20 protein-coding genes and 1 pseudogene are annotated in these 21,570 nt (G+C 67.3%); 16 read left to right on the top strand and 5 right to left on the bottom strand.

Going from position 1 to position 21,570, the window contains the following annotated elements:
- Window positions 1-69: 69 nt before the first annotated feature.
- Entirely contained in the window at window positions 70-654 is a 585-nt protein-coding gene (locus tag Q5425_RS20010; RefSeq protein ID WP_308673767.1) for a TetR family transcriptional regulator, read from the top strand.
- A 20-nt stretch (window positions 655-674) separates the two neighbouring features.
- Window positions 675-1,643, top strand: a complete 969-nt coding sequence (locus Q5425_RS20005; protein ID WP_308673766.1) for a R2-like ligand-binding oxidase — start codon at window positions 675-677, stop codon at window positions 1,641-1,643.
- A 126-nt stretch (window positions 1,644-1,769) separates the two neighbouring features.
- On the opposite strand, the gene Q5425_RS20000 is transcribed toward Q5425_RS20005, so the two are convergent.
- Together Q5425_RS20000 and Q5425_RS19995 are read right to left on the bottom strand one after the other, a co-directional pair.
- Window positions 1,770-3,428 carry an AMP-binding protein gene (locus Q5425_RS20000; RefSeq protein WP_308673765.1) on the bottom strand — a complete coding sequence of 553 codons (1,659 nt, stop codon included), beginning with the start codon at window positions 3,426-3,428 and terminating at the stop codon, window positions 1,770-1,772.
- Window positions 3,429-5,134: 1,706 nt separating this feature from the next.
- Entirely contained in the window at window positions 5,135-5,332 is a 198-nt protein-coding gene (locus Q5425_RS19995) for a hypothetical protein (RefSeq protein WP_308673764.1), read from the bottom strand.
- 602 nt (window positions 5,333-5,934) lie between these two features.
- Here Q5425_RS19995 and Q5425_RS19990 point away from each other — a divergent pair.
- The 3 genes from Q5425_RS19990 (at window position 5,935) to Q5425_RS19980 (ending at window position 10,072) form a co-directional block, all read left to right on the top strand.
- Entirely contained in the window at window positions 5,935-6,927 is a 993-nt protein-coding gene (locus tag Q5425_RS19990) for an ATP-binding protein (RefSeq protein WP_308673763.1), read from the top strand.
- 1 nt (window position 6,928) lies between these two features.
- Window positions 6,929-9,307 carry a S8 family peptidase gene (locus Q5425_RS19985; RefSeq protein ID WP_308673762.1) on the top strand — a complete coding sequence of 793 codons (2,379 nt, stop codon included), beginning with the start codon at window positions 6,929-6,931 and terminating at the stop codon, window positions 9,305-9,307.
- A 168-nt stretch (window positions 9,308-9,475) separates the two neighbouring features.
- Entirely contained in the window at window positions 9,476-10,072 is a 597-nt protein-coding gene (locus tag Q5425_RS19980; protein ID WP_308673761.1) for a hypothetical protein, read from the top strand.
- Window positions 10,073-10,204: 132 nt separating this feature from the next.
- On the opposite strand, the gene Q5425_RS19975 is transcribed toward Q5425_RS19980, so the two are convergent.
- Complete coding sequence (locus Q5425_RS19975; protein WP_308673760.1) at window positions 10,205-11,020, bottom strand: pentapeptide repeat-containing protein; 816 nt, start codon at window positions 11,018-11,020, stop codon at window positions 10,205-10,207.
- A gap of 323 nt (window positions 11,021-11,343) precedes the next feature.
- Window positions 11,344-12,057: pseudogene (locus tag Q5425_RS19970) on the bottom strand (AMP-binding protein); the annotation flags it as partial.
- A gap of 128 nt (window positions 12,058-12,185) precedes the next feature.
- Between Q5425_RS19970 and Q5425_RS19965 the strand changes: the two are divergent.
- The 11 genes from Q5425_RS19965 (at window position 12,186) to Q5425_RS19915 (ending at window position 20,771) form a co-directional block, all read left to right on the top strand.
- On the top strand, window positions 12,186-13,808 hold the full coding sequence (locus Q5425_RS19965; RefSeq protein WP_308673759.1) for an AAA family ATPase: 1,623 nt from the start codon (window positions 12,186-12,188) through the stop codon (window positions 13,806-13,808).
- Between the two features lie 8 nt (window positions 13,809-13,816).
- Entirely contained in the window at window positions 13,817-14,020 is a 204-nt protein-coding gene (locus Q5425_RS19960) for a DUF2997 domain-containing protein (RefSeq protein ID WP_308673758.1), read from the top strand.
- Window positions 14,008-14,583 carry a 4Fe-4S single cluster domain-containing protein gene (locus tag Q5425_RS19955; protein WP_308673757.1) on the top strand — a complete coding sequence of 192 codons (576 nt, stop codon included), beginning with the start codon at window positions 14,008-14,010 and terminating at the stop codon, window positions 14,581-14,583. Before Q5425_RS19960 ends, Q5425_RS19955 begins: the two co-directional genes overlap by 13 nt.
- Entirely contained in the window at window positions 14,580-15,023 is a 444-nt protein-coding gene (locus tag Q5425_RS19950) for a hypothetical protein (RefSeq protein WP_308673756.1), read from the top strand. The genes Q5425_RS19955 and Q5425_RS19950 overlap by 4 nt, the downstream gene beginning before the upstream one ends.
- Window positions 15,020-16,204: a hypothetical protein gene (locus Q5425_RS19945; protein WP_308673755.1), complete on the top strand. Its 1,185-nt coding sequence runs from the start codon at window positions 15,020-15,022 to the stop codon at window positions 16,202-16,204. Before Q5425_RS19950 ends, Q5425_RS19945 begins: the two co-directional genes overlap by 4 nt.
- 22 nt (window positions 16,205-16,226) lie before the next feature.
- Complete coding sequence (locus Q5425_RS19940; RefSeq protein WP_308673754.1) at window positions 16,227-16,940, top strand: ESX secretion-associated protein EspG; 714 nt, start codon at window positions 16,227-16,229, stop codon at window positions 16,938-16,940.
- A gap of 46 nt (window positions 16,941-16,986) precedes the next feature.
- Window positions 16,987-17,535, top strand: coding sequence for a DUF3558 family protein (locus Q5425_RS19935; RefSeq protein ID WP_308673753.1), 549 nt, complete (start codon window positions 16,987-16,989; stop codon window positions 17,533-17,535).
- A 114-nt stretch (window positions 17,536-17,649) separates the two neighbouring features.
- The gene (locus tag Q5425_RS19930) at window positions 17,650-18,135 is read left to right on the top strand and encodes a hypothetical protein (RefSeq protein ID WP_308673752.1); all 486 of its coding nucleotides are present in this window, start codon (window positions 17,650-17,652) and stop codon (window positions 18,133-18,135) included.
- A 2-nt stretch (window positions 18,136-18,137) separates the two neighbouring features.
- Complete coding sequence (locus Q5425_RS19925; RefSeq protein ID WP_308673751.1) at window positions 18,138-19,583, top strand: hypothetical protein; 1,446 nt, start codon at window positions 18,138-18,140, stop codon at window positions 19,581-19,583.
- Window positions 19,584-19,647: 64 nt separating this feature from the next.
- Window positions 19,648-20,397: a PhzF family phenazine biosynthesis protein gene (locus Q5425_RS19920; protein WP_308673750.1), complete on the top strand. Its 750-nt coding sequence runs from the start codon at window positions 19,648-19,650 to the stop codon at window positions 20,395-20,397.
- Window positions 20,397-20,771 (top strand): YccF domain-containing protein, encoded by a 375-nt coding sequence (locus tag Q5425_RS19915; protein ID WP_308673749.1) that lies wholly within the window; start codon window positions 20,397-20,399, stop codon window positions 20,769-20,771. Before Q5425_RS19920 ends, Q5425_RS19915 begins: the two co-directional genes overlap by 1 nt.
- On the opposite strand, the gene Q5425_RS19910 is transcribed toward Q5425_RS19915, so the two are convergent.
- Window positions 20,768-21,568, bottom strand: coding sequence for a metallophosphoesterase family protein (locus Q5425_RS19910; protein WP_308673747.1), 801 nt, complete (start codon window positions 21,566-21,568; stop codon window positions 20,768-20,770). The two genes, Q5425_RS19915 and Q5425_RS19910, sit on opposite strands and share 4 nt — an antisense overlap.
- Window positions 21,569-21,570 lie beyond the last annotated feature (2 nt).

Raw genomic sequence — 21,570 nt, 5'->3', positions numbered from 1 at the left:
ACAGTTTTACGTGCGAACCGAGCGTGTACAGCCCCTTGACAGCAGGACGATCTGTGTCAAGGTAAAAGTGTGACCAGCTTCACCGAGCGGACGAAGGCGTCCCTGCGCGAAGCACTGCTCGACGCCGCCGCGGACCTGCTGCCGGACCGCGGTCACGCGGGGCTGCGGATGGCCGACGTCGCGGCCAAGGCCGGGGTGAGCAGGCAGACGGTCTACAACGAGTTCGGGAACAAGGCGGCGCTGACCCAGGCGGTGGCGCTGCGCACCGCGTCGGAGTTCCTCGACGGGATCCGGCAGCGGTTCGAAACGGCGGACGGGCTCCTGGCGGGCATCCACCACGCCGTCGTCTACACGATCGAGCACGCCCGGGAGAACCGCCTGGTCGCGGCGGCGCTCGGCACCGAAGCGGGCGAAGACCTGCTGCCGCTGCTCACGACCCGGGGCGAGCCGATCCTCACCGCGGCCGCGGACCTCGCCGCCGAGCAGTACCGCGAGTTCGAACCCGGGCTGTCCGCCGAAGCCGCGGCCCTGCTCGCGGAGACCGCCGTGCGGCTTTCCCTGTCGCACCTGGTGCTTTCGACGCACTCGGCGACCGAAGCGGCCGACGCCGTCACCGCGGTGCTGGCCCCCGCCATCCGTCAATTCGTCCACTGAATCGCTATCGGAGTGAAACGATGACCGACACGCTCCCGGAACTCCGGACCGGCTTCTCTTCGCTGCGCAAGGGCGGGCTGAACTGGGATTCGTTCCCGCTGCGGCTGTTCGTCAAGGGCAACAAGAAGTTCTGGAACCCGGCGGACATCGACTTCAGCCGGGAACGCGAAGGCTGGGACAGCCTCAACCCGGAGCAGCAGCGAAGCACGACGTACCTGGTCGCGCAGTTCATCGCCGGCGAAGAAGCCGTCACCGAGGACATCCAGCCGTTCATGCGGGCGATGTCGGCGACCGGCCGGTTCGGCGACGAGATGTACCTGACGCAGTTCTGCTTCGAGGAAGCGAAGCACACGGAAGTGTTCCGGCGCTGGATGGACGCCGTCGGGCTGACCGGCGACCTGCACCCGTTCGTCGCGGAGAACCCCCACTACCGCAAGCTGTTCTACGACGAGCTCCCGCGGTCGCTGCGGGCGCTGGAGGACGATCCCAGCCCGCTCAACCAGATCCGCGCGAGCGTCACCTACAACCACGTCATCGAGGGCAGCCTCGCGCTCACCGGTTACTACTCGTGGCAGCTGATCTGCACCCAGCACGACATCCTGCCGGGCATGCAGGAACTGGTCCGCCGCATCGGCGACGACGAGCGCCGCCACATGGCCTGGGGCACGTTCACCTGCCGGCGGCACGTCGCCGCGGACGACTCCCTGTGGGACGCGGTCCAGCAGCGGATGGGCGAGCTGCTCCCCCACGCGCTCAACATGATCCAGTGGGTGCAGGACCAGTTCGAGGAACTGCCCTTCGACAACGACCCGCAGGAGATCATCCAGTACGCCGCGGACCGCGCCCAGCGCCGCCTGGGCGCGATCGAGTCGGCGCGCGGGATGCCGGTGGAGCAGATCGACCTCGACTACTCGCCGGAGCAGCTGGAAGAGACGTTCGGCGAGGAGGACGCAAAGGCGATCGCGGAGGCTGCCGCGGCGGTCTCCTGACGCGCGTGCGGGGCGCCTGCACGCAGGCGCCCCGCACGGACCTTCACCAGTCCCAGGCGAGAATGATCATCGGTCGCCTCCCTTCGCGGAATCGCGAAGGGCCAACGCCCGGCCGCCCCGATCGGTTTAGGCGTGCTTCGTCGCCGCGGCCTTCTCCAGGCCGAGCAGGCTGATCGACTTCTTGCGCATCTCGACCTTGCGGACCTTCCCGGTCACCGTCATCGGGAACTCGTCGACGACGAGGACGTACCGCGGGATCTTGTAGCGGGCCAGCTTGCCTTCGCAGAACTCGCGGACCTTTTCGGTGGTCAGCGGTTCGGCGCCGTCGCGCATCCGGACCCAGGCCATCAGCTCTTCGCCGTACTTCTCGTCCGGGACGCCGATGACCTGCGCGTCCAGGATGTCCGGGTGGGTGTAGAGGAACTCCTCGATTTCCCGCGGGTACAGGTTTTCGCCGCCGCGGATCACCATGTCCTTGATCCGGCCGGTGATGTTCACGTAACCGTCGCCGTCCATGACCGCCAGGTCGCCGGTGTGCATCCAGCGGGCGGCGTCGATCGCCTCGGCCGTCTTGTCCGGTTGCTCCCAGTACCCGAGCATCACCGAGTACCCGCGCGTGCACAGCTCGCCCGGTTCGCCCCGCGGCACCGTCAGCCCGGTCTCCGGGTCGACGACCTTGACCTCCAGGTGCGGCCCGACCCGCCCGACCGTCGACACCCGCCGCTCGATCGAGTCGTCGGCCCGCGTCTGCGTCGACACCGGCGACGTCTCGGTCATGCCGTAGCAGATCGACACCTCGCTCATCCCCATCCGGTCGATGACCTGCTTCATCACCTCGACCGGGCACGGCGAGCCCGCCATGATCCCGGTCCGCAGCGACGACAGGTCGAACCCGCCGAAGTCCGGGTGGTTCAGCTCGGCGATGAACATGGTCGGCACCCCGTAGAGCGACGTGCACCGCTCGGCCGCCACCGCTTCGAGCGTCGCCTCCGGATCGAACGCGGGTGCCGGGATCACCATGCAGGCGCCGTGGCTGGTGCAGGCGAGGTTGCCCATCACCATGCCGAAGCAGTGGTAGAAGGGAACACATATGCAAACACGATCATTGTGATCGTAGTCACACAACTCCCCGACGAAGAAGCCGTTGTTCAGGATGTTGTGGTGGCTGAGCGTGGCGCCCTTCGGGAAGCCCGTCGTGCCCGAGGTGTACTGGATGTTGATCGGGTCATCCGGCGACAGCGCGGCCTGCTTCTCGACCAGCACGGCGGGGTCGCCCTGCCAGCCGGCGTCGACCAGGGCCTGCCAGCTCTCGCCACCCAGGACCACGACGTGCTCCAGCGCGGCACACTTCTCCCGAACCTCCTCGACCATGGCCGGGTAGTCCGACGTCTTGAACGCGTCCGAGGCCACCAGCAGCTTCACGCCGGACTGGTTGAGCACGAACTCCAGCTCGTGTGAGCGGTAGGCGGGGTTGATGTTGACCAGGATCGCGCCGATCTTCGCGGTGGCGTACTGGACGCAGGTCCACTCCCACCGGTTCGGCGACCAGATCCCGACCCGGTCACCCTTGTCGATCCCCAGGGAGAGCAGCCCGAGCGCGACGGCGTTCACCTCGGCCGCGAGGTCCCGGTAGGTCCAGCGGCGGCCGGCGTACCGGTCGACCAGGGCGTCCTGGTCCGGGAACGCGGCCACGGTGCGGTCGAAGTTGTCACCGATCGTGTCACCCAAGAGCGGGGTGTCGGAGATCCCCGAGGCGTAGCTCGGCAAGGCGGGCGCGTCAGGCATGGTGCCTCCTGAAGTCGGCAATGACTGGCGCCGAGTCTAAGAACCCGACGCAAGTGCCGCACAGGTACCGGCACAGGCATCGTCTCGCATCGATGGCAGATCCCGACCCGTCCTACCACCAAACTTGCTGGCCGCCACCCAATCGTGCGAGTCGCTCGAGCTTGACGCGTCATGCGGTACTGGTGTCGAACCGCCGGTGGCCGCCCGCCGCCACCGGCCGTCGAAGTGGCTCGAATCGGCCGAAATTCTCACACCCCTATGTGAGCGTGCGCATGCTCATCGTTTCACGAGAGGAGGTCGATGTTGGAACGATATCCGTCGCTGGAGCAGGGCCGCGGTCGCGGCATTCCGCCGCAGTGATCACCTGGGGCTGCAGTACTGCTACTCCGCCGACGACGCCCTGGGCCGCCAGCACGTTCCCCGACAGAAGGTATCACTCGCACCGGGGCGCCAGTGCCGTCGCCTGCCGGCCGCCGCCACTCAGCCCCAGCCGACTTGAGGCCGGACTGAAACCTGATGAGCCACATGCGGACAGGAATGGCAGGCCGAGGGAAGCTACGACTAGCCAGGAATGACGGATGTGTCGCGCGTGCTTCGCCGAACTGCGCGTGGATTATAGAGGATTGATCAAGTATTAGGCTACAGAGTTTGACTCGCAAGGGACAAGGCGACAGCACGCCGGAGGCAGCGCCCGGCCAGGCTCGCTGAAACGAACGAACGTCGCCGAGCGATGCACACGGGATGACTGTTCAGTACGAGTACATCTTCACTAGGACGAACCCAGTGTAGGCGAGATGCGGCGGCGCAGGCGACGATCAAGCATTGCACCATCGACCAGAAACGAGCCACGTGGATACCGGAAACTTCATTGCCACTATTATCAGTGCGATCGCAGGAGTCATCTCCGCATGGGCGGCAGTTGCAACCTTCCGTCAGCAAAATCCACCCAAGAGACAAAAGCGGCCTTCCAGCGCAAGCAACCCGCAATTCAGCAGAAGCATTAGATCCAACAGTCCCGAACCGTACCCGCACGGAGGCCCGCCACGAGCCGAAGACAGTGATGAAATCCATATTCCGCCACTATACATGACCCTCGCTCTCATAATTCTCATATTGGACATCCCATCCGCAATTGTCGGAAGCTCAGAGGGTTTTCTTTGGTCGTCCACAATGTCTCTGATCTTATTTATAGTCAGCCTTCGCTTCTCAACGAAGGAGTTCTTGCGCAGCAGAAAATCTGGTCGGCCAATTCGCAACCAGCCCTTCTTGTTTTCAATCACGTCCGGAGCAGTCCTTGCAGCATCCGTGGTATTGACGGTTAGTTTTATACACAGTGTTGATCACCCATGAATCGACAATCACGGCCGCGATCGACTACGTTCTGCAGTAGCTGCATGACGCAATACGATGCGCTCCACACCTGCGCCATCACCTTCCGCGGTCGCCACAGGGGGCACCGAGCGCGCGGAGACCCGTAGCGTGCTCCCATCCTCAGCAAGGCTGCTGACCGGGAGCGCACAAGGCCGATGGCGGAGATCTCGTCCTCAACACCGAACCCCGCGTCGTCGACCGGCCTGGCTGACCCCGCACGAGCCAAATTCAGCGGGTCCGCAGCCACGCGGCGACCACGCCAGGCACACGCCGCCCTTCTTCAAGCACGAAGGAGGCGATCCTGGCAGAGCCTCACCGTGCCTGGGCGAGGAGTCCTAACCGCCGGCGGAGGTGGGACGCAGATCGATCGTGGTGACGCCGGGAACCTCTTGCAGCGGCCCGGCCCGCCAGCGGCTCCAGATGCTGACCGCGCCCGCGGCGTGGGCGTACTGCAGCTTCTCGACGCTGCGTGGGTTGTGTGCGGAGTCGATCTCGATGACCAGGTCGGCGCCGCGGGGAGGGGTGATGACCACATCGAGCCGATGCCCGAGGCCGGAGCGAGTTCGGCGATCGCCGGGATGTCCTCGGCGGTGGCCAGCCGGCCTTTCACTCCGGCGGTGCCGGCAGGCCAGCCCCGGGTCAGCTTCTGCTCGGTCAATCCCGACGAATCTGCACCCACTCCGCCGATGCTCCCAGCGCACACCGACAGAACCGGCGATCGTGCCAGGCGCGCCAGAGAGGTTCACCGGCTTGACGTAGCCGCTGCAACTTCGACGAGTCACCGGCGGATGTGTGCCGGGAGCTTTTGTGGGCCGCTTGGCGGGCCGGGGCCTGCAGCCCCAGCCGCAACGCGAGTCGACTGACAGTCGATGACGCCTTGTCACTGACATCTCGTGACGCATCCCCAGTCAACGCGGTTGAGCCTCTGGCATCAACTTCGCGAGATCCCGCATCAGGTAGCGCGGCCAACCCATCAGCTCCGGCGCCTTCGCCTCGGGTTCGGTGAGACAGGACAGTCACTCGACCGGCGGCAGCCATCTTGCAGGTGAAGACTACCCCCGGTTACCTGGTAACGAGCGGTCGAGATGCGATGATGTGAGTGACGAGGGACTGGACTCAGGAGGGAGGTGCCGACATGGCGACGGCTGAGATCATCACCGAGATGGTTCGGGCTCACACCCAAGGTGACGAACGCCGATGGCGGAACCTCCTGACACAGCTAATCGCGGCGGAGTCCCGGGCCGGGCACACCCGCCAGGCCGCCAGGCTGCGCAACCTGCTGACTGAAGCCCGGGAGCTGGAACCCGAGCGAGCTGACCCTGCCACGGCCGGACGCGCGATCCAACTGGCGCGCGCACCTCGCGATCTCGCCGACGTGCTCGACGTACGCTACAGCGACGCACGGCTCTCCGAACTGGTGTTGCCGTCGGCGCTGCGCGCCGGCCTGCAACGAGTGCTGGACGAACAACGGATGGCTGGCCGCCTCGCCGAACACGGCTTGAGCGCGCGCCGCCGGCTGCTCCTGCACGGACCGCCCGGATGCGGCAAGACGATGGCCGCACACGCGCTGGCAGGTGAGCTCAAGCTGCCGCTGGCGCGTGTCCGGCTGGAAGTGCTGTTCACAAGGTACCTCGGAGCGACGGCGGCGACGCTGACTGAGATTTTCGAGCAGATCAGGCGTGTCCGTGGCGTGTACCTGTTCGACGAGTTCGACGCGCTCGGCAAACACCGCGGGGACGACCTCGACGTCGGCGAAGCCAAGCGGGTGGTGAGCACGTTCCTCCAACTCCTCGACGCTGACGACAGCGACAGCCTGGTCATCGCCGCCACCAACTTTGGTCGGGCGCTGGATCCTGCGCTCCTGCGCCGGTTCGACGATGTGCTCAAGTTCCCAGCTCCGACCAGCGAAGCTGTCATGACGTTGTTGCGCCGGCTGCTCAGATCCGTCCCTGTTGATGACGTTGCCTTACGCAAGCTGTCCGAGCAAAGTCAAGGGCTTTCGTTCGCCCAGGTCAAAGCAGCTGTCGACGATGCACGCAAAGGCGCGATCCTCGGTGACCGAGAGCAACCGTCGACCGAGGAGATCGCGGCTGAACTGACGTCACGGCCCCGGGAGAACAGTCTGTGAGGTGGCACCGGTGATCCGGACCGGGCTGCCCTTGATCCGGGTGGGTCGCGCCGTCGAAGAGGCCTATCAAGGTCACGGGGGAGGTAAGCGACGTCCGGCCCCGCCCAGGACCCGCCAGCAGCACGCTGCCCGGCTCCTGCGTTCCCTCGACGCAATCGAGCAGGCCCAGCAGCCTCAGAGCGGGCGTGCGCCCGGCAGCGAAGGCCAGCTGATCGTGGCCACCGGCGCCGACGACCTGGGCTCCGTCGCCGACAGCCTCGGCGACAAACGATCGAGCGCCGTGCTCGTCGCCGTCGAGCAGGGCCAAGCCCTGGTGCACGTGCGCACCGACGCGCGGGCTCTTCGACGGAAAATCGAACGCTACCGGGACACGGACACCACAGCCGGCGCCCCGGCCAACCAGGCACTCGTCGCGCGGATCAACGACCTCCGGGTACCCACCCTGGCTGATCTGAGCCTGGACGAGTTCGACGCGTCCGACATCGACCCGAACCAGTCGTACTGGGTCGAGTTGTGGGCGCGAGGCGGCCGCCTCGACACCTCCGACGACCGGACTCGGGTATCGCAAGAAGTAGGGTGGCTCGCCCAGCTGGGCGGCTACTTCGGCACACCCGCCCGGTTCGAAGGTGTCGAGAGGGACATCTTCCTCGCACGCCTGTCCGGCGCCGTCCTGGCCGAGCTGCCCGGACTGGTTCCCGAGATCTACGAGGTGCACCTCGCACCGCGCGTGCGCCTGGTCGAGGCGGTACTGCTGGGAGAGGAGTCCGCCGCGCCGCCGGTCGCTGTCAAACAGCCGCCCGAAGACGCGGCGATCGTCGCGGTTCACGACACCGGCACCAGCTCGACGCACCCGTACCTGGCTCCGGTCTTGGTGGGCAGCGGCAGCGTCGTCCCTGGAGAGCCGGATTCGGTGGACCGGCACGGCCACGGCACGGAAATGGCGGGCATCGCGACGTACCCCGACTACTTGCAGGGTGTCGCCGCCGGCACGCTGCGTCCGCAGAACCGGCTGGTCGGAATGCGGCTCATCCCGACACCTTCGAGCGGTCCTCAAGACGACGCCCCGGATCTGTGGGCGGCGCGCACCGAAAATTCGATCGCCGAAGCGGAGACCTACGCCGACGGCACCACGGTCGTGCACAGCTTGAGCGTCGGCGCGGACAACCCCGTCGGCCTGCGCACTGCCTGGTCGATGGGGGTCGACCAGCTCGCGTGGAACGCCGGAACGGGCCGGCTGATCGTCGTGGCGGCCGGGAACGTGCCCGACGCTCGGCTGGCCACCGACGCCGAGAACTATCCCATGGTGAACCTGGGTGAACCGATCTGTCAGCCAGCTCAGGCGTGGAACGCGATTTCCGTCGGCGGTTATACGGCGCTGACCGGCGCCGCAGCGTCGGGTACGGGTTCCTATCCGGATGCGCTGGCGCCGGTGGGTGGCCTGAGTCCCTACGCCACTACTGACGTGGGAGGCAGTGGCCGGCCGGTCAAGCCAGACATCGTGAAGGAAGCCGGCAACACCGCGCCCGGAGGTGGCCTGCCGAACACCGGCGCCGAACACCTCTCACTGTGGACGACCAGCCACCAACACTCCACCGGCCGGCTGAGCACACAGACGTGGGCGACAAGTCCGGCAGCGGCCGCTGCGGCGGCCGATCTCGCGATCCTCGCACGCAAGCAACCTGATCTGGGACCGGCGGCGTTGCGTGCCCTTTACGTCCACAGCGCGCGGTGGACGTCGACGATGACAAGCCAGTTCCCGGATCGCAAAGAGCGCCTGCGCGCTGTCGGATACGGCGTTCCCGACTTGAGCACAGCCTGCAACTCTGACAGCAACCGACCGGTGTTCGTGTATGAAGGCACTCTCGCACCGGGCGAGCGGCAAGCTCAGATGCTGCAGATTCCGCTGCCCGACGAAATCCTCGAAGACCACGCCGAAGCCGGCGTGCGGCTGGCCGTCACCCTGTCCTGCTTCATCGAGCCCACCGAGAACCTCGCCGGTCAGCGCTACGCCGGCGGTCGTCTCAAGTGGGCGATGCAAGGTCCAGCCGAAACGGAGGACCAGCTGCGCAGCAGGATCAACCGGCTCGCCCGAGGCGCCGCCACCGGGCGTGACAAGACTTCCGGGTACAACTGGACCGTCGGCCCTCAGCTGCGCAGCCGCGGCACGGTGCAACACGACTATGTGGACCTGGAAGCCAGCCAGCTGGGCGGTGACAGGCTGCTCGCCGTGTACCCCGTGCTCGGCTGGTGGGAAGACCACGATGCCACAAAAAATCTCCGGATTCCTTACGCGGTGGTCATAAGCATCGACTTCGGGCAGGAAGATATCGACGTCTACACTGCCATTCAGACCGCGACCAGCACTGCGATCACAACCTGACTCGGTTTGGGGACATCTACTGCACTCCCCTCTACCTAAAGTTCCTCGAGCGTACTGCGACTTGGCACGACACTACCCATACGGCGATCTCCATCGACGAGGTGCGCCGGCGCTTTGGCCCCGATAACAAACCTTCTGAATCACAAGCACCTATGGAACAATGCAGACATGCCAAGAATTAGATGGACACCGAACACACATAGAGGACGAGACGTCTCGCCGCAAGTAGCCGCACTGGGAGCATTTTATCAGGCGGAACGCGCAGAAAACGTCACGCTTCTCAACATCAATATCGCACTGCTCGGCGCAGCGCTCGCCTATGCAGCTGCGTCCGTAGCCTTCTTGGACAAGATTGCATCCCTTCCAAGGACCGCCGCGGCACTCGTGCCATCCCCCCTATGGTTGGCCATGCTGTACAGTACGCTACTGGTCGCACTTGCCGGCAAACGCGGGACCTCCGCAATGCTGGTGGAGAATGAGTTATTCCGCCACACAGGCATCGATGCGAACCTAAGAAAGAGAGTCGGTTCGCGCGCCGGCGAATACGTTGTAAACCCGAAAGCGGCACCGTGGCCGTACAGACTTATCTTTTTGCTTGTTTACACTGTTCCTTGGATCGTATCAGGATTTTACACTTGGCATCTGCTTGACCACTTTGTCAAGAGCGGTAAATTACTGTTCGCCAGTGCGACTGGGTACACATTGATGTTACTAGTGGCAGGTGCCGCCTACCTTCGAGATTTCCGCAATACCCCAATCCCTTGAGGAGACCGACGACCCTCGCCCCCAGAGGCCACCAGCCACCGCGGAAGGACAGGCCGCCCCACTGCTGTCCAGGACACTTCCTCCGAGCACCTTCTGCGCCTACAACGACGCTGCGCTTGCAGCACCTTATCGTCAGCGATTGGGCCCGCTGCGCTCAGCACCTTGCAGATTAGCATGGTAGAAAATAAGGGAATCCCAGGTATCGGAGTCTATTTTTGCCTGCGAGAATGCTGCATCTGCGAACGGCCTCCCAACTGCACTGTATACGAACGTCACGTCTCGCAGGTCGCTGTCAGCAAAAAATGCCCCGGCGAACTGGACGCCCTCGAACCGTGCACCACCAAGGTTGGCGCCACGGAAGTCCGCCTTATCGAAGTCGGCGATCGCGACATCAGCACCAGTCATGTCCACGCCCCTCAGATCCGAGCGCGCGAAATTCGGCCGCGTACCGACACCGCCGATCGCGACGCCGCCGAGGCACGTGTTGTGCAGATCGACTACTGCCAGACCGTCAGCGGCCGGATTCCGCCGCCCCAGCACGGCGATGGCGGCCTGGACGTCGGAAACCGGGGACAGCGGCTGGCCCGCACAAGTACCTTTGGTGCGTACAGGCGCAGTGGTACGGACGTACGCGCTCAGGACTTCAACGATGGTTGGTTGATCAGCAGGTGAATCGCGGGCGAGCCGTTCGAGGGCGTAGATGCCCCCGAGCCTCGTCTGCAGGAATTCATCGCCGCGTTTTCCGATCAGTTCGATCGCCGTGGCATACCGCTGCGTGACCTGACCCTGTTCGGTCAACCGGATTGTTTGGTCGTTAGACCGGCTAGACACGTACACCGACAGCGCCGCGGCTATGGCACTCAGTAGAGCGGTCAAGGCGGTCAACACAGTCGGCCATTGAGGGAGGTAGTTTTTCTTGGTGTGACGCAGCCCTGACTGGACCTTCATCCTTCGCTGCCGTGGCGACGGACTGATCAGAAGACTGGTGGTGCGTCGTCGAGATGAAGTCACGACGACACTGTCGCATCAAAACGCGAGCCTGTTACCACGTGTCAGACTGATGTTGCTCGCGCGAAACCGGCAGGACATCAGCCCAGAAGGGTCACCTTAAGATTGGGGCCGGGGTAGGCCTAAGGGCGCAGGCGTCGGCATTGTCGTGTGCGGAGGGCGGTGTGCGGCGCGGCAAGTCATCGAGGGTGTCGGCCGACTGCGGTCGCTTTGCCAGTTGCCCTACTAATCGGAACGTTGTTCCATTTCACTCTAGAGAGTCAGTGGTAGAAGGGCACCGGGATGCACACCTTGTCTTCTTCGGTGTAGTTGCACAGCTCGCCGACGAAGTAGCCGTTGTTGAGGATGTTGTGGTGGGACAGGGTGGCGCCCTTGGGGAAGCCGGTGGTCCCGGAGGTGTACTGGATGTTGATCGGGTCGTCCGCCGACAGCCCGGCCTGCAGGCGCTCCAGCCGTTCCGGGTCCCCGCCCCGGCCGGCGTCCACCAGCGCCTGCCAGCTCTCACCGCCCAGGATGACGACGTGCTCGAGCGCGGCGCACTTCTCGCGCACCTCGTCGACCATCGCCGGGTAGTCGGACGTCTTGAACTTGTCCGACGCGACCAGCAGCCGGATGCCGGCCTGGTTGAGCACGTACTCCAGCTCGTGCGACCGGTAAGCGGGGTTGATGTTGACGAGGATGGCGCCGATCTTGGCCGTCGCGTACTGCAGGAAGGTCCATTCCGCCCGGTTCGGCGACCAGATCCCGACCCGGTCACCCTTGCCGATGCCCTGCGCGACCAGGCCGAGGGCCAGCGCGTCCACCTCATCGGCCAGCTCCCGGTAGGTCCACCGGCGGCCGGCGGTCCGGTCGACGAGGGCGTCACGGTCCCCGAAGGCGGCCACCGTCCGGTCGAAGTTGTCGCCGATCGTGTCCCCGAGCAGCGGGACCTCCGAGGTCCCCGAGGCGTAACTCGGCAGGGCGGGCGCGTCAGGCATGGTGACTCCTCGGACGTCTTCGTCGGGCGTCCCGAGTCTAGGAAGCGAACCCGCTCGTGGCGACCGCTCGGAGCCGTTTCGAGACCGGGGCGCTGGTAAGGTCCGGACGGACTTCGAGGGGGCGATCGATGGCCGGCCGGGGGTTTCGCGACGAGCTGACCCAGCTGCTGCAGGCGCGCTACCCGCTGCTGGTCGTCGAGACGCACGAAGAGCAGCGGGTGCTGCGGGAGATCCGGGCCGTCGCCGAAGACCAGAACCGGCTCCGGACTCCGCGTCGCGTCTACGTCTGGTCGTCAACCACCGGGCTGGCCCCCGCCGGCGGGCCGCCGATCAGCGAGACGCGCGCCGCGGGCGCCGCGCTCGAACGGATCCACGGCTGGGGCGAGCCCGCTGTGTTCGTCTTCGCCGATCTGCACCCCTCGCTGGTTTCCGAGGGCGGGCACCGGCCCGATCCCGACGTCGTGCGCCGGCTGCGGGAGCTCGCCGCCGCGTTCAAGACCCGGCCGGTGCCGCTGAGCCTGATCCTCGTGTCGCCGTCGCTGCCCGTCCCGCCGGAGCTGGAGCACGACGCCACCGTCGTCGACTTCCCGCTGCCCGACCAGCGCCAGATCGGCGAGCTGCTGGACGGCATGGTCGCCGCGCACCGGCAGAACGTCCGGATCAGCATCGACCGGGACGACCGCGACACGATCGTCGCCGCCGCGCGCGGGCTGACGCTGCCGGAGGCGGAGAACGCGTTCGCCAGGGCCTTGGTCGAGGGCGGCGGGCTGGACCCCAGCGACCTCGAGCTGATCCTCGCCGAGAAGCGCCAGGCCGTCCGCAGGTCCGGGATGCTCGACATCGTGCCGGCGGAGACGAGCTTCGACGCCGTCGGCGGCCTGGACCGGCTCAAGCGCTGGCTCACCAAGCGCACCGGCACGTGGACGCCCGCCGCGTCGGCGTACAACCTGGCGGCGCCGAAGGGGCTGCTGCTCACCGGCGTGCCCGGCTGCGGCAAGAGCCTGTCCGCGGTGTGCGTCGCGAACATGTGGCGGCTGCCGCTGCTGCGGCTGGACCTGGGCCGCGTCTTCGCCGGCCTGGTCGGCTCCAGCGAGAAGAACATCCGCACGGTCATCCGCACCGCCGAAGGCATCGCGCCCTGCGTGCTGTGGGTCGACGAGATCGAGAAGGGCCTCGCGGGCGCCGGCGGCGGTGGCGACGGCGGCACCGCGCGCCGCGTGTTCGGCACGTTCCTGTCCTGGATGCAGGAGAAGTCGGCGCCGGTGTTCGTGATGGCCACGGCGAACCAGGTCGGCTCGCTGCCGCCGGAGTTCCTGCGCAAGGGCCGCTTCGACGAGATCTTCTTCGTCGACCTGCCCTCGGCGCCCGAGCGCGCCGCGATCTGGCGGATCCACCTGCACAAGCGCGTCACCGATCCGTTCGTGGGCAGCGAACTGCGGCTGGACGACGCGCTGTTCGCCGAGCTCGCCGACATCAGCGCGGGCTACAGCGGCGCCGAGATCGAACAGGCGGTGCTGTCCGGCCTGGTCGACGCGTTCGCCGAGAAGCGGCCGCTGCGCCGGGACGACCTCGTGCGCGCGGTCAAGTCGACCGTGCCGCTGTCGGTCACCCAGGCCGACGAGATCCTGGCCATCCGGAACTGGGCGGAGACCCGCGCGGTCGCCGCCGCGGACACCTCCGGCGACGTCGAGGCCCCTGCGCCCGTCACGCCGCCTCCGGGGGCACCGAGCGGGAGGACGATCGACGTATGACGCACCGCGTGACCGTGACCATCGGCAAGGACGGCTCGATCAGCGCCGAAACGCACGGCGTGACCGGGTCGAAGTGCCTCGACTACATCCCGCTGCTCGAAGACCTGCTCGGCGCGGAGACCGTGACGTCGGAGTTCACCGAGGACTACCGGCGCACGACGGCTTCCGCGGAAAACACCGCTTCGCAGCAGCAGACGCAATGGAACTCCTGAACCTCCACCGGATCGTCGAGACCACCGCCGCCGAGGGCCCCGGCGTGCGGTGCGCCGTGTGGACGCAGGGGTGTTCGGTGCGCTGCCCGGGCTGCTTCAACCCGCAGACGTGGACGACCCGCGGCGGGTTTTCGCTGTCGTGGCAAGACCTTCTGGCGCGCGTGCTGGCCGTCGAGGGCATCGAAGGCGTCACGCTGCTCGGCGGCGAGCCGTTCGACCAGGCCGCCCCGCTGGGTGAGTTCGCCTCGGCGGTGCGGTCGGCCGGGCTTTCGGTGATGACGTTCACCGGGCACGTCCTGGAGGACCTGCCGCCGTCCAAGCTGCTCGCGTCGACGGATCTGCTGGTGGACGGGCCGTTCCTGGCCGACCGGCCGGAGGCGTCGCGGCCGTGGGCCGGCTCGGCGAACCAGCGGTTCCACTTCCTGACCGGCCGCTACGACGAGTCGATCTTCGCCACCCCGAACCGCCTGGAGCTCACGATCGCCCGGGACGGCGCGATCGAGCTGAACGGCTTTGCCACCACCGAAGTGCTCGAAGCGCTGCTCGAAGGGGATCGCCGATGAGTGTCACGCTCAAGCTGCGCAGTGAGGCGCTGGCCCAGCTCGACGCCGCCACGATCGCCGCGCACACGCAGCCGCAGCCCGGTGTCGTCACCGTCCGGACGCGGATGCGGCACCGCGATCTGCTGTCCCGCGCGCTCGCCGGGCTGCGGGCCCAGGTCCTCGACGACGGCACGTCCGTCGTCGCCGCGTGGGAGGGGCGGCGGATCACGTTCGGCTACGGCGCCGAGGGCGTCCAGGTGGCGCACGTCGACGGGCCCGGCCTCACCGAAGCCGAGGCGGCGCGGCTGGTGCTGTCGGTCGACGAGGCCTACGCGGCCGAAGTGCAGCGGGCGGTGCTGGCCCGGCTGAAGGACCGGGCGGCCCAGGCCGGCCTGCGCGTCGAGTCGGAGCGGGTGAACGCCGACCAGTCGATCAGCGTCACGCTGGCCGCCACGTCGTGACCGAGACCAGGGTCGGGCTGATCGAGTTCGGCAAGGCGCTCAACGACTCGGTCACCCTCCCCGGCCTCGGGGAGCTGCCCGGCGGGCAGGTGAGCGCGGGACGGGCGGTCCGCGGTGGCCGCGCGCGGCTCCGCCGGGGCGACCGCGTCGTCGAGGACAACCTGCGCCTCGGGATCATGGTGCGGAAGAAGTTCTTTTCCAGCGACGTCGAGGCGGTGACCGACGCCGGGTTCCTGAAGGACGTGTTCGTCGCGGTGGGGCGCCGCGACCTCGGCAAGGGCGACGCGCTGGAGCTGTACACCGACGACGCCGTGGGCCCGGACCTGAGCCGTCAGGAGGGTGTCGCTTCGGTGGTCGCGCCGGCGTTCGACGAGCTGACCGGGTTCCGCGCGCAGGTGCTCGTCCGGGAGGGCGTGCTGCGGTCCGGGGCGTTGACCACGTTGTCGCGGGGTGGCGGGCCGATGCGGGTGCTGGGGTTGTTCGGGCCCGCCGGCCCGCTCGACGAACTGCCGGCGGGTCAGTCGGGAACGGTGTTGCTGGGCTTCCAGTGCGACGTACCGCCGTTGGCCGGCGACGCGCTGACGGCGTTCCCCACGCCGGACTTCGTGGAGCAGCGCGACGGAACGGCGGTGGTGCACGGCGTCAGCGACCTCGGCAACGGCTCGGTGGTGGCGGCGGTCGAGGTGCCGGAGGGGCGCAGCGCGGCGTTCACGGTGGGCGTGCGCACGCGGGTGCTGCGGCCGATCGGGACGACGTTCAACGAGCGGAGCACGGTCGTCGCATCGGGGTTGCCGGTGCTTTCGCTGGCGAGGGACGGGATCGCGGTGCGGAGTTCCGCGGGGGCGCGGGTGTTCACGGTCGGGCTCGGCACGCGGGATCTGCGGCAGAACGACGTGATCGAGGCTTATACGCCGCCGTTGGTTCCGCCGCCGGTTCCGCCGGTGGCCTTGGTTGACGTCAACGCGGCTCCGGGGCCGGCTTTGGCGAATCTGCCGGGCCTTTCGCCGGCACGGGTGGCAACGGCGCTGGAGCTGCGGCAGCGGCAGGGCGGCTTCCCGGACGTGGAGGCGTTCGGAGTGGCGATCGGCTTGCAGCCGCACGAGATCGTCCGCCTCCGCGGACGGGCGACGGCCGGCCGGGTGGCGTTGCCCGAGACGGGTGTGAGGCAGCTCGACATCTGAGGAGTTCCGCTACGCTCGGGACGTGCCGGAGGAATTCTCGCTGGGCTTGACGGAGATCGCCGCCGCGATCCGGCGCACGGGCCTCCCGGCGCACTGGCACCCGTTCGAGATCCGCAGCCCGGGCCACACGCTGGAGGAACACGACCGCATCATGGCGGAGGCGTGGGACTCGATGAGGGCGCGCGGGCTGGCGGGGCCGGAGAAGCTGGACATCGAGGTGGAGCAGACGCTCCGGGCGTGGACCCAGCCGGAGGTGCTGATCATCGTCCGTGCGGCGGAGGTGGCCGACGGGCGGCAGGTGTTCTACCGAGCCACCATCGGCCACGGCTTGGGCGTCTACTCGGAGCTGATCCCGGACGCGATCAGCTTCGTGCAGATCCGCCCGGACCACCTGGTCGATTCCCTGGTCGGCATCCTCCCCCGCTACGCACCGCTGCCGGTGGCTCCGGTGACGCTGACCCAGGGCCCGACCCGGAAGCCGGAGACCGAAGCGTTGCAGCCGTACGCCCAGTGGGCCCCCCACCGGCACGGAACGTTCGAGCTGTCGACCCGAGCCGGCCAGGGCAGCCTCCGCCCAGCAGGCACGGTGACGTTCGTGGACACGGACGGGGGAAGGTACTTGACGTTCACAGAGCCCCTGCCCGGCGGCGAGTCCCGGATGAAGTTCGTCCCCTCGGACGGCGGTCACCTGAGAGGGTGGTTGCACGAGCGCATCGCGGAGACGACTCAGCGGTGAGCAGCATCCTCGCGATCCGGCGCGGCTTACCCGTAGTGTTCAGGTTGTGACCCGAGCAGTTCGCCTTCGCGCCACCGTCCTCGTTTCGGCCGCGCTCGCGCTGAGCGCCTGCGACAGCAAGGTGGAGGGCACTCCCCAAGCGGCGGATACACCCAGCTCCAGCCCTTCAGCAACGGCTACCGGCGGTTCAAGCGACAATCCGTTCGAGGGTCTGAGCCCCTGCACGATCATCAACCAGGTGATGGCGAGCGAAGGGTTCCCAGCGGCATCCCCGGGCACCGTGGACAGGGAACGCAGCTGTGCCTCGAACAAACCTGGCGACGCCAACGTCGGCGTGGCGCTGCAGGACAACACCGGTTACGACCAAGGCATTCCGGACCCGTCGAAGGCTTCGCGCGGCCATGTCGGTGCCCGAAACGCGATCATCGAACGCGGATCGATCGGCGCCGCCGGTCAGTGCACCATCTCCATCGAGGTCAAGCCGAATTCGCGGGCGCTCGTCTCTCTTTCCGGCAACGACACGACCGAACAGGCTTGCGACCGGGTCACCGCCATCGCGGTCAAGGTCGAGAAACTGCTCCCGCCCAACACCTGAGCCTCGCCCACGGAGTGACATACGTCCGGCTGTCGCCTCTGCCGCTGACCTCCGGTCACTACTACAGTAGGTCCTGGGCACCCAGAGTGTTGTTCGACGGGAGGGGAACCCGACGTGAGTTCGGACGCGAGTTTCAGTGACCAGCCGATCGCCGCACCGGCCTCGGGTGACGCAGGCTCGAACTTCCTTTCCGGCCTCCTCAACACCCCGGTCGACCCGGCGGGGGCGAAGCGCCTCAACGAAGGTGCCGAAGGGCTGAAAAACCTGGCGCTGAACGGCGGATTCGCCATCAACCAGGCCGGGCTCGACAAATACACGAAGGTTTGCGACGAATTCATCGACGGTTATCGTGGCATTGAGTACGAGCTGGAAGTCCTGGCCTGGAAACCTCGGATGGGAGCCAGCGACTACGCCGAGCAGGTAGCCCAGTTCAACGTGAAGGTCGCGGCGGGCGACGAGCAGTCCCTCGTCCCGAACCTGGAGCTGCTCATCCAAGGCTTCCAGCAGGTCAAAGAGGCTTTGGCGATCGCTCGTAGGAACTATCGCGAAACCGAGGACGCCCACACCCAGACCTTCGCCAAGCTGCGCGGGAGCGAGTGACGATGGCCCGAGAGCACGCGGAACACCGGCAGTACGAAGGCGACTTCTACGCCGATACGCAGCAGAAACTCCAGCAGAACGTTCACCGTTTCGGAGCCGAGGACCAAGGTGACGCCCGCGACGGCGTCACACCCCAAACCGAGAACCAGGCCGCGCAGTACTCGGTCGAGCAGGGCAAGGCGCTCCTGCACCACCAGTCCACCCGTGGCGACGCGCCGGCCCCGGCCCAGAACTACCCGGCCAGCACGCACGAGGACCTTTACAACATGGTCCACAGCAACATGGACCCGAAGGACCTCGACGACCGGGGACGGCTCGCCAACCGGATCGGCAACTGGCTCGCCGACGTCTCCAACGCGGCGAACGACGCCGTCAACTCGAGCGAGATCCAGTGGCAAGGCTCCGGAGCCGCCCAGGCGCACAGCTTCTTCCAAAGCACCGCCACCTACACGGGTGACACCGCGAACGCCGCCCAGCTCAGCTCGAACCGCTACTCCCAGCAGGCGGCCGCCGCTGACTATGCGCAGAAGAACATGCCTGAACCCACCGGGTTCAACCAGCAAGCCGAGATCACCAAGGCCACCACGCAGTACCAGTCGGGTGACATCGTCGGTGCGACGCAGACCATGAACAACGTTGCCGCCAAGCAGCAGCAGGCCGATGCCGCGCACCAGCAGGCCGTGCAAGTCCTCCAGAACCTCGACTCCACCTACCACGAGACCGCCAGCACCCAGCCCACCTACACCCCGCCACCCCAGCTCGGGCAAGGCGACTCCACCTCCGCCTCCGGCTTCCACGGCACCGGCACCGGCAGCACCGGCTTCACCGGCACCCCCACCCTCGGCGGGACGGCAACCGGCCCCGGCGGCACCAGCGGCACCTACATCCCGGGCGGACCAGGCGGACCGGGCGGAGCAGGAGCCACTCCAGGACCAGGAACACCCAACTACGTCCCCCCGGGCACGACCAGCGGCACCGGCACCTTCACCGGCAACACCAACTTCCGCGCCACCCCCGCCGCCACCTCCTTCGGCCGCATGACCCCGGACGGGCTCGCCATTCCCGGGACCACCACCACCGGCGGCACCTCCGGCGGCGGCGACACCACCCGTGGCAAAGGCATCGGCTCCGGGCGGGCCGGGACCGGGTTCGCCGGGTCGCGGGTGTCCGGCAGTGCCGGCGCCGCGCCCAAGGAAACTCCCGCCGAAGGCGGCAAAACCGGCAGCAAATCAGGCGAACGGCTCGAACGCGGCGCGACCGCGGCCGCCGCGGCGAAAGGCAAAAGTGCCAACGCAGCCGCCGCTCCCGCTGGGGCCGGGAAAAAGAAAGATGACGACAAAGAGCACAAGAACAAGTACGCCGTTGATGAAGATGTCTTCGATCTGAAGCCCGAACGGGGTCCGGACGGCGAGAAGATCGTGCGGCCGACCATCGGGGAGACTTCCTAGGGGACATCCCGGGTATCTCCCCCGGTTCAAGATCGGCCACCGGAGCCGCAGCTACATTGGTGGCATGCGCTTCTTCATCGTCGACGCCTTCACCGATCGGGCCTTCGCCGGGAACTCCGCCGGGGTCGTCCTGCTGGACGAGCCCGCCGACGCGGCCTGGATGCAGGCTGTCGCCGCCGAAATGAAGCACGCCGAGACCGCCTTCGTCGTCACTGACACCGAAGGCCCCAAGTCGCTCCGGTGGTTCACCCCCGCCGTCGAGGTTGCCCTCTGCGGGCACGCCACCCTCGCCGTCACCCACGTTCTCGGCGGCGCGCAGACCTACACCACCAAGAGCGGCGAACTGCGGGCCACGGCCGAGAACGGCTGGGTCGAGCTGGATTTCCCCTCCGACCCGCCGCAGCCCACCGACGACGACCTGTCCGAAATCCTCCCCGGTGTCGAAATCGAATACACCGGACGAGGCGTCGAGAACCTCTTCGCCGTCGTGAAAGACGCCGAAACCGTGCGCACCCTCGAACCGGACCTCGGGAAGCTCAAGCACACCTGGACCGGACGGCTGCTGGTCACCGCCGAAGACAACGACTACGTCAGCCGCTTCTTCGCCCCCGGCGTCGGCATCGACGAAGACCCCGTCACCGGCTCCGCGCACTGCCTCCTGTCGCCCTACTGGTCAGCGAAACTCCAGAAGGACGAACTGACCGGCGAACAAGCGTCCGAGCGCGGCGGGATCGTCCGGACCCGGCAGGACGGCGACCGCGTCCACCTCGCCGGCCAGGCCGTCACCGTCCTGAGCGGGGAGCTGCACGTCTGATGCGCACCCTGCTGAACATCATCTGGCTCGTCCTGTGCGGCTTCTGGATGGCCGTGGGCTACCTGATCGCCGGCGCGATCTGCTGCGTCCTGATCGTCACCATCCCGTTCGGGCTGGCGTCGTTCCGGATCGCGCGCTACGCGTTCTGGCCGTTCGGCCGCACGGTTGTCGACCGGCGGGACGCGGGCGCCGCGTCGTGCGTCGGGAACGTCGTCTGGTTCGTCTTCGCGGGGTGGTGGCTCGCCCTCGGGCACGTCTTCACCGGCATCGCGCTGTGCCTCACGATCGTCGGCATCCCGCTCGGCGTCGCGAACTTCAAGATGATCCCCGTGTCGCTCGTCCCGCTCGGCAAGGAGATCGTCGAGATCGCCTAGGACTCCGGCTCGTACGGCAGCGGCACCACCAGGCACGGCCCGCCGACGAACAGGCCGCCGTCGACGCCGAGTGCCTTGCCGCCCGCGTACAGGAACGGGCCTTCGATCTGCGTCGGGTGGATCCCCAACTGGTCGGCGATGACGCTGTGCCCGTGCACGATCCGCGACCCGCCGAGGACGTCCATCAGCTTCTGCGCGTTCTCTTCGCCGTCCGGGCCGCGGAAGGCGTAGCGCGTCGTCATGCGGCGCCAGACGTCCCACCACGCCTCGATGTCGGACCCCGCGAGGATGTCGCCCGCCGCCTCGTTGATCTCCTCGATCGACGAGCCCCAGTCGAGGTACTCGAGCGTGTCCGAGTGCAGCAGCAGGTGGTCGGCGGCGACCGCGGCCAGCGGGCGCGCGGTCAGCCACTCGATGTGCTCCGGGGTCAGGCGGTCCTGGTCCGACAGCAGGCCGCCGTTGATCTCCCAGCTGCGGGCGAAGCTGCGCGGGCCGAAGTCGGACGGCACCGGCTCGTCGCCGAAGTGGTACATCCCGAGCGCGAGGATCTCGTGGTTGCCCAGCAGCGTCTGCACCTGGCCGCCGGCCTCGGCCGCCTGCGCTTCGAGCCGCATGACCAGGTCGATCGCGCCCACGCCGTCCGGGCCGCGGTCGACGAAGTCGCCGAGGAACCACAACTGGTCTTCACCGCCCGACCAGTTGTTCTCCTCGTCGACCAGGCCTTCGGATCTCAGCGCGGCGGCGAGTTCGTCACGGTGGCCGTGGACGTCGCCGACCACGTACGTCGACTTGCTCATCC

The organism is Amycolatopsis sp. A133, assembly GCF_031082405.1.
Lineage (GTDB): Bacteria > Actinomycetota > Actinomycetes > Mycobacteriales > Pseudonocardiaceae > Amycolatopsis.
The sequence above is the reverse complement of the archived record's forward strand: the minus strand, read 5'-3'. Positions and strand labels throughout refer to the sequence as shown.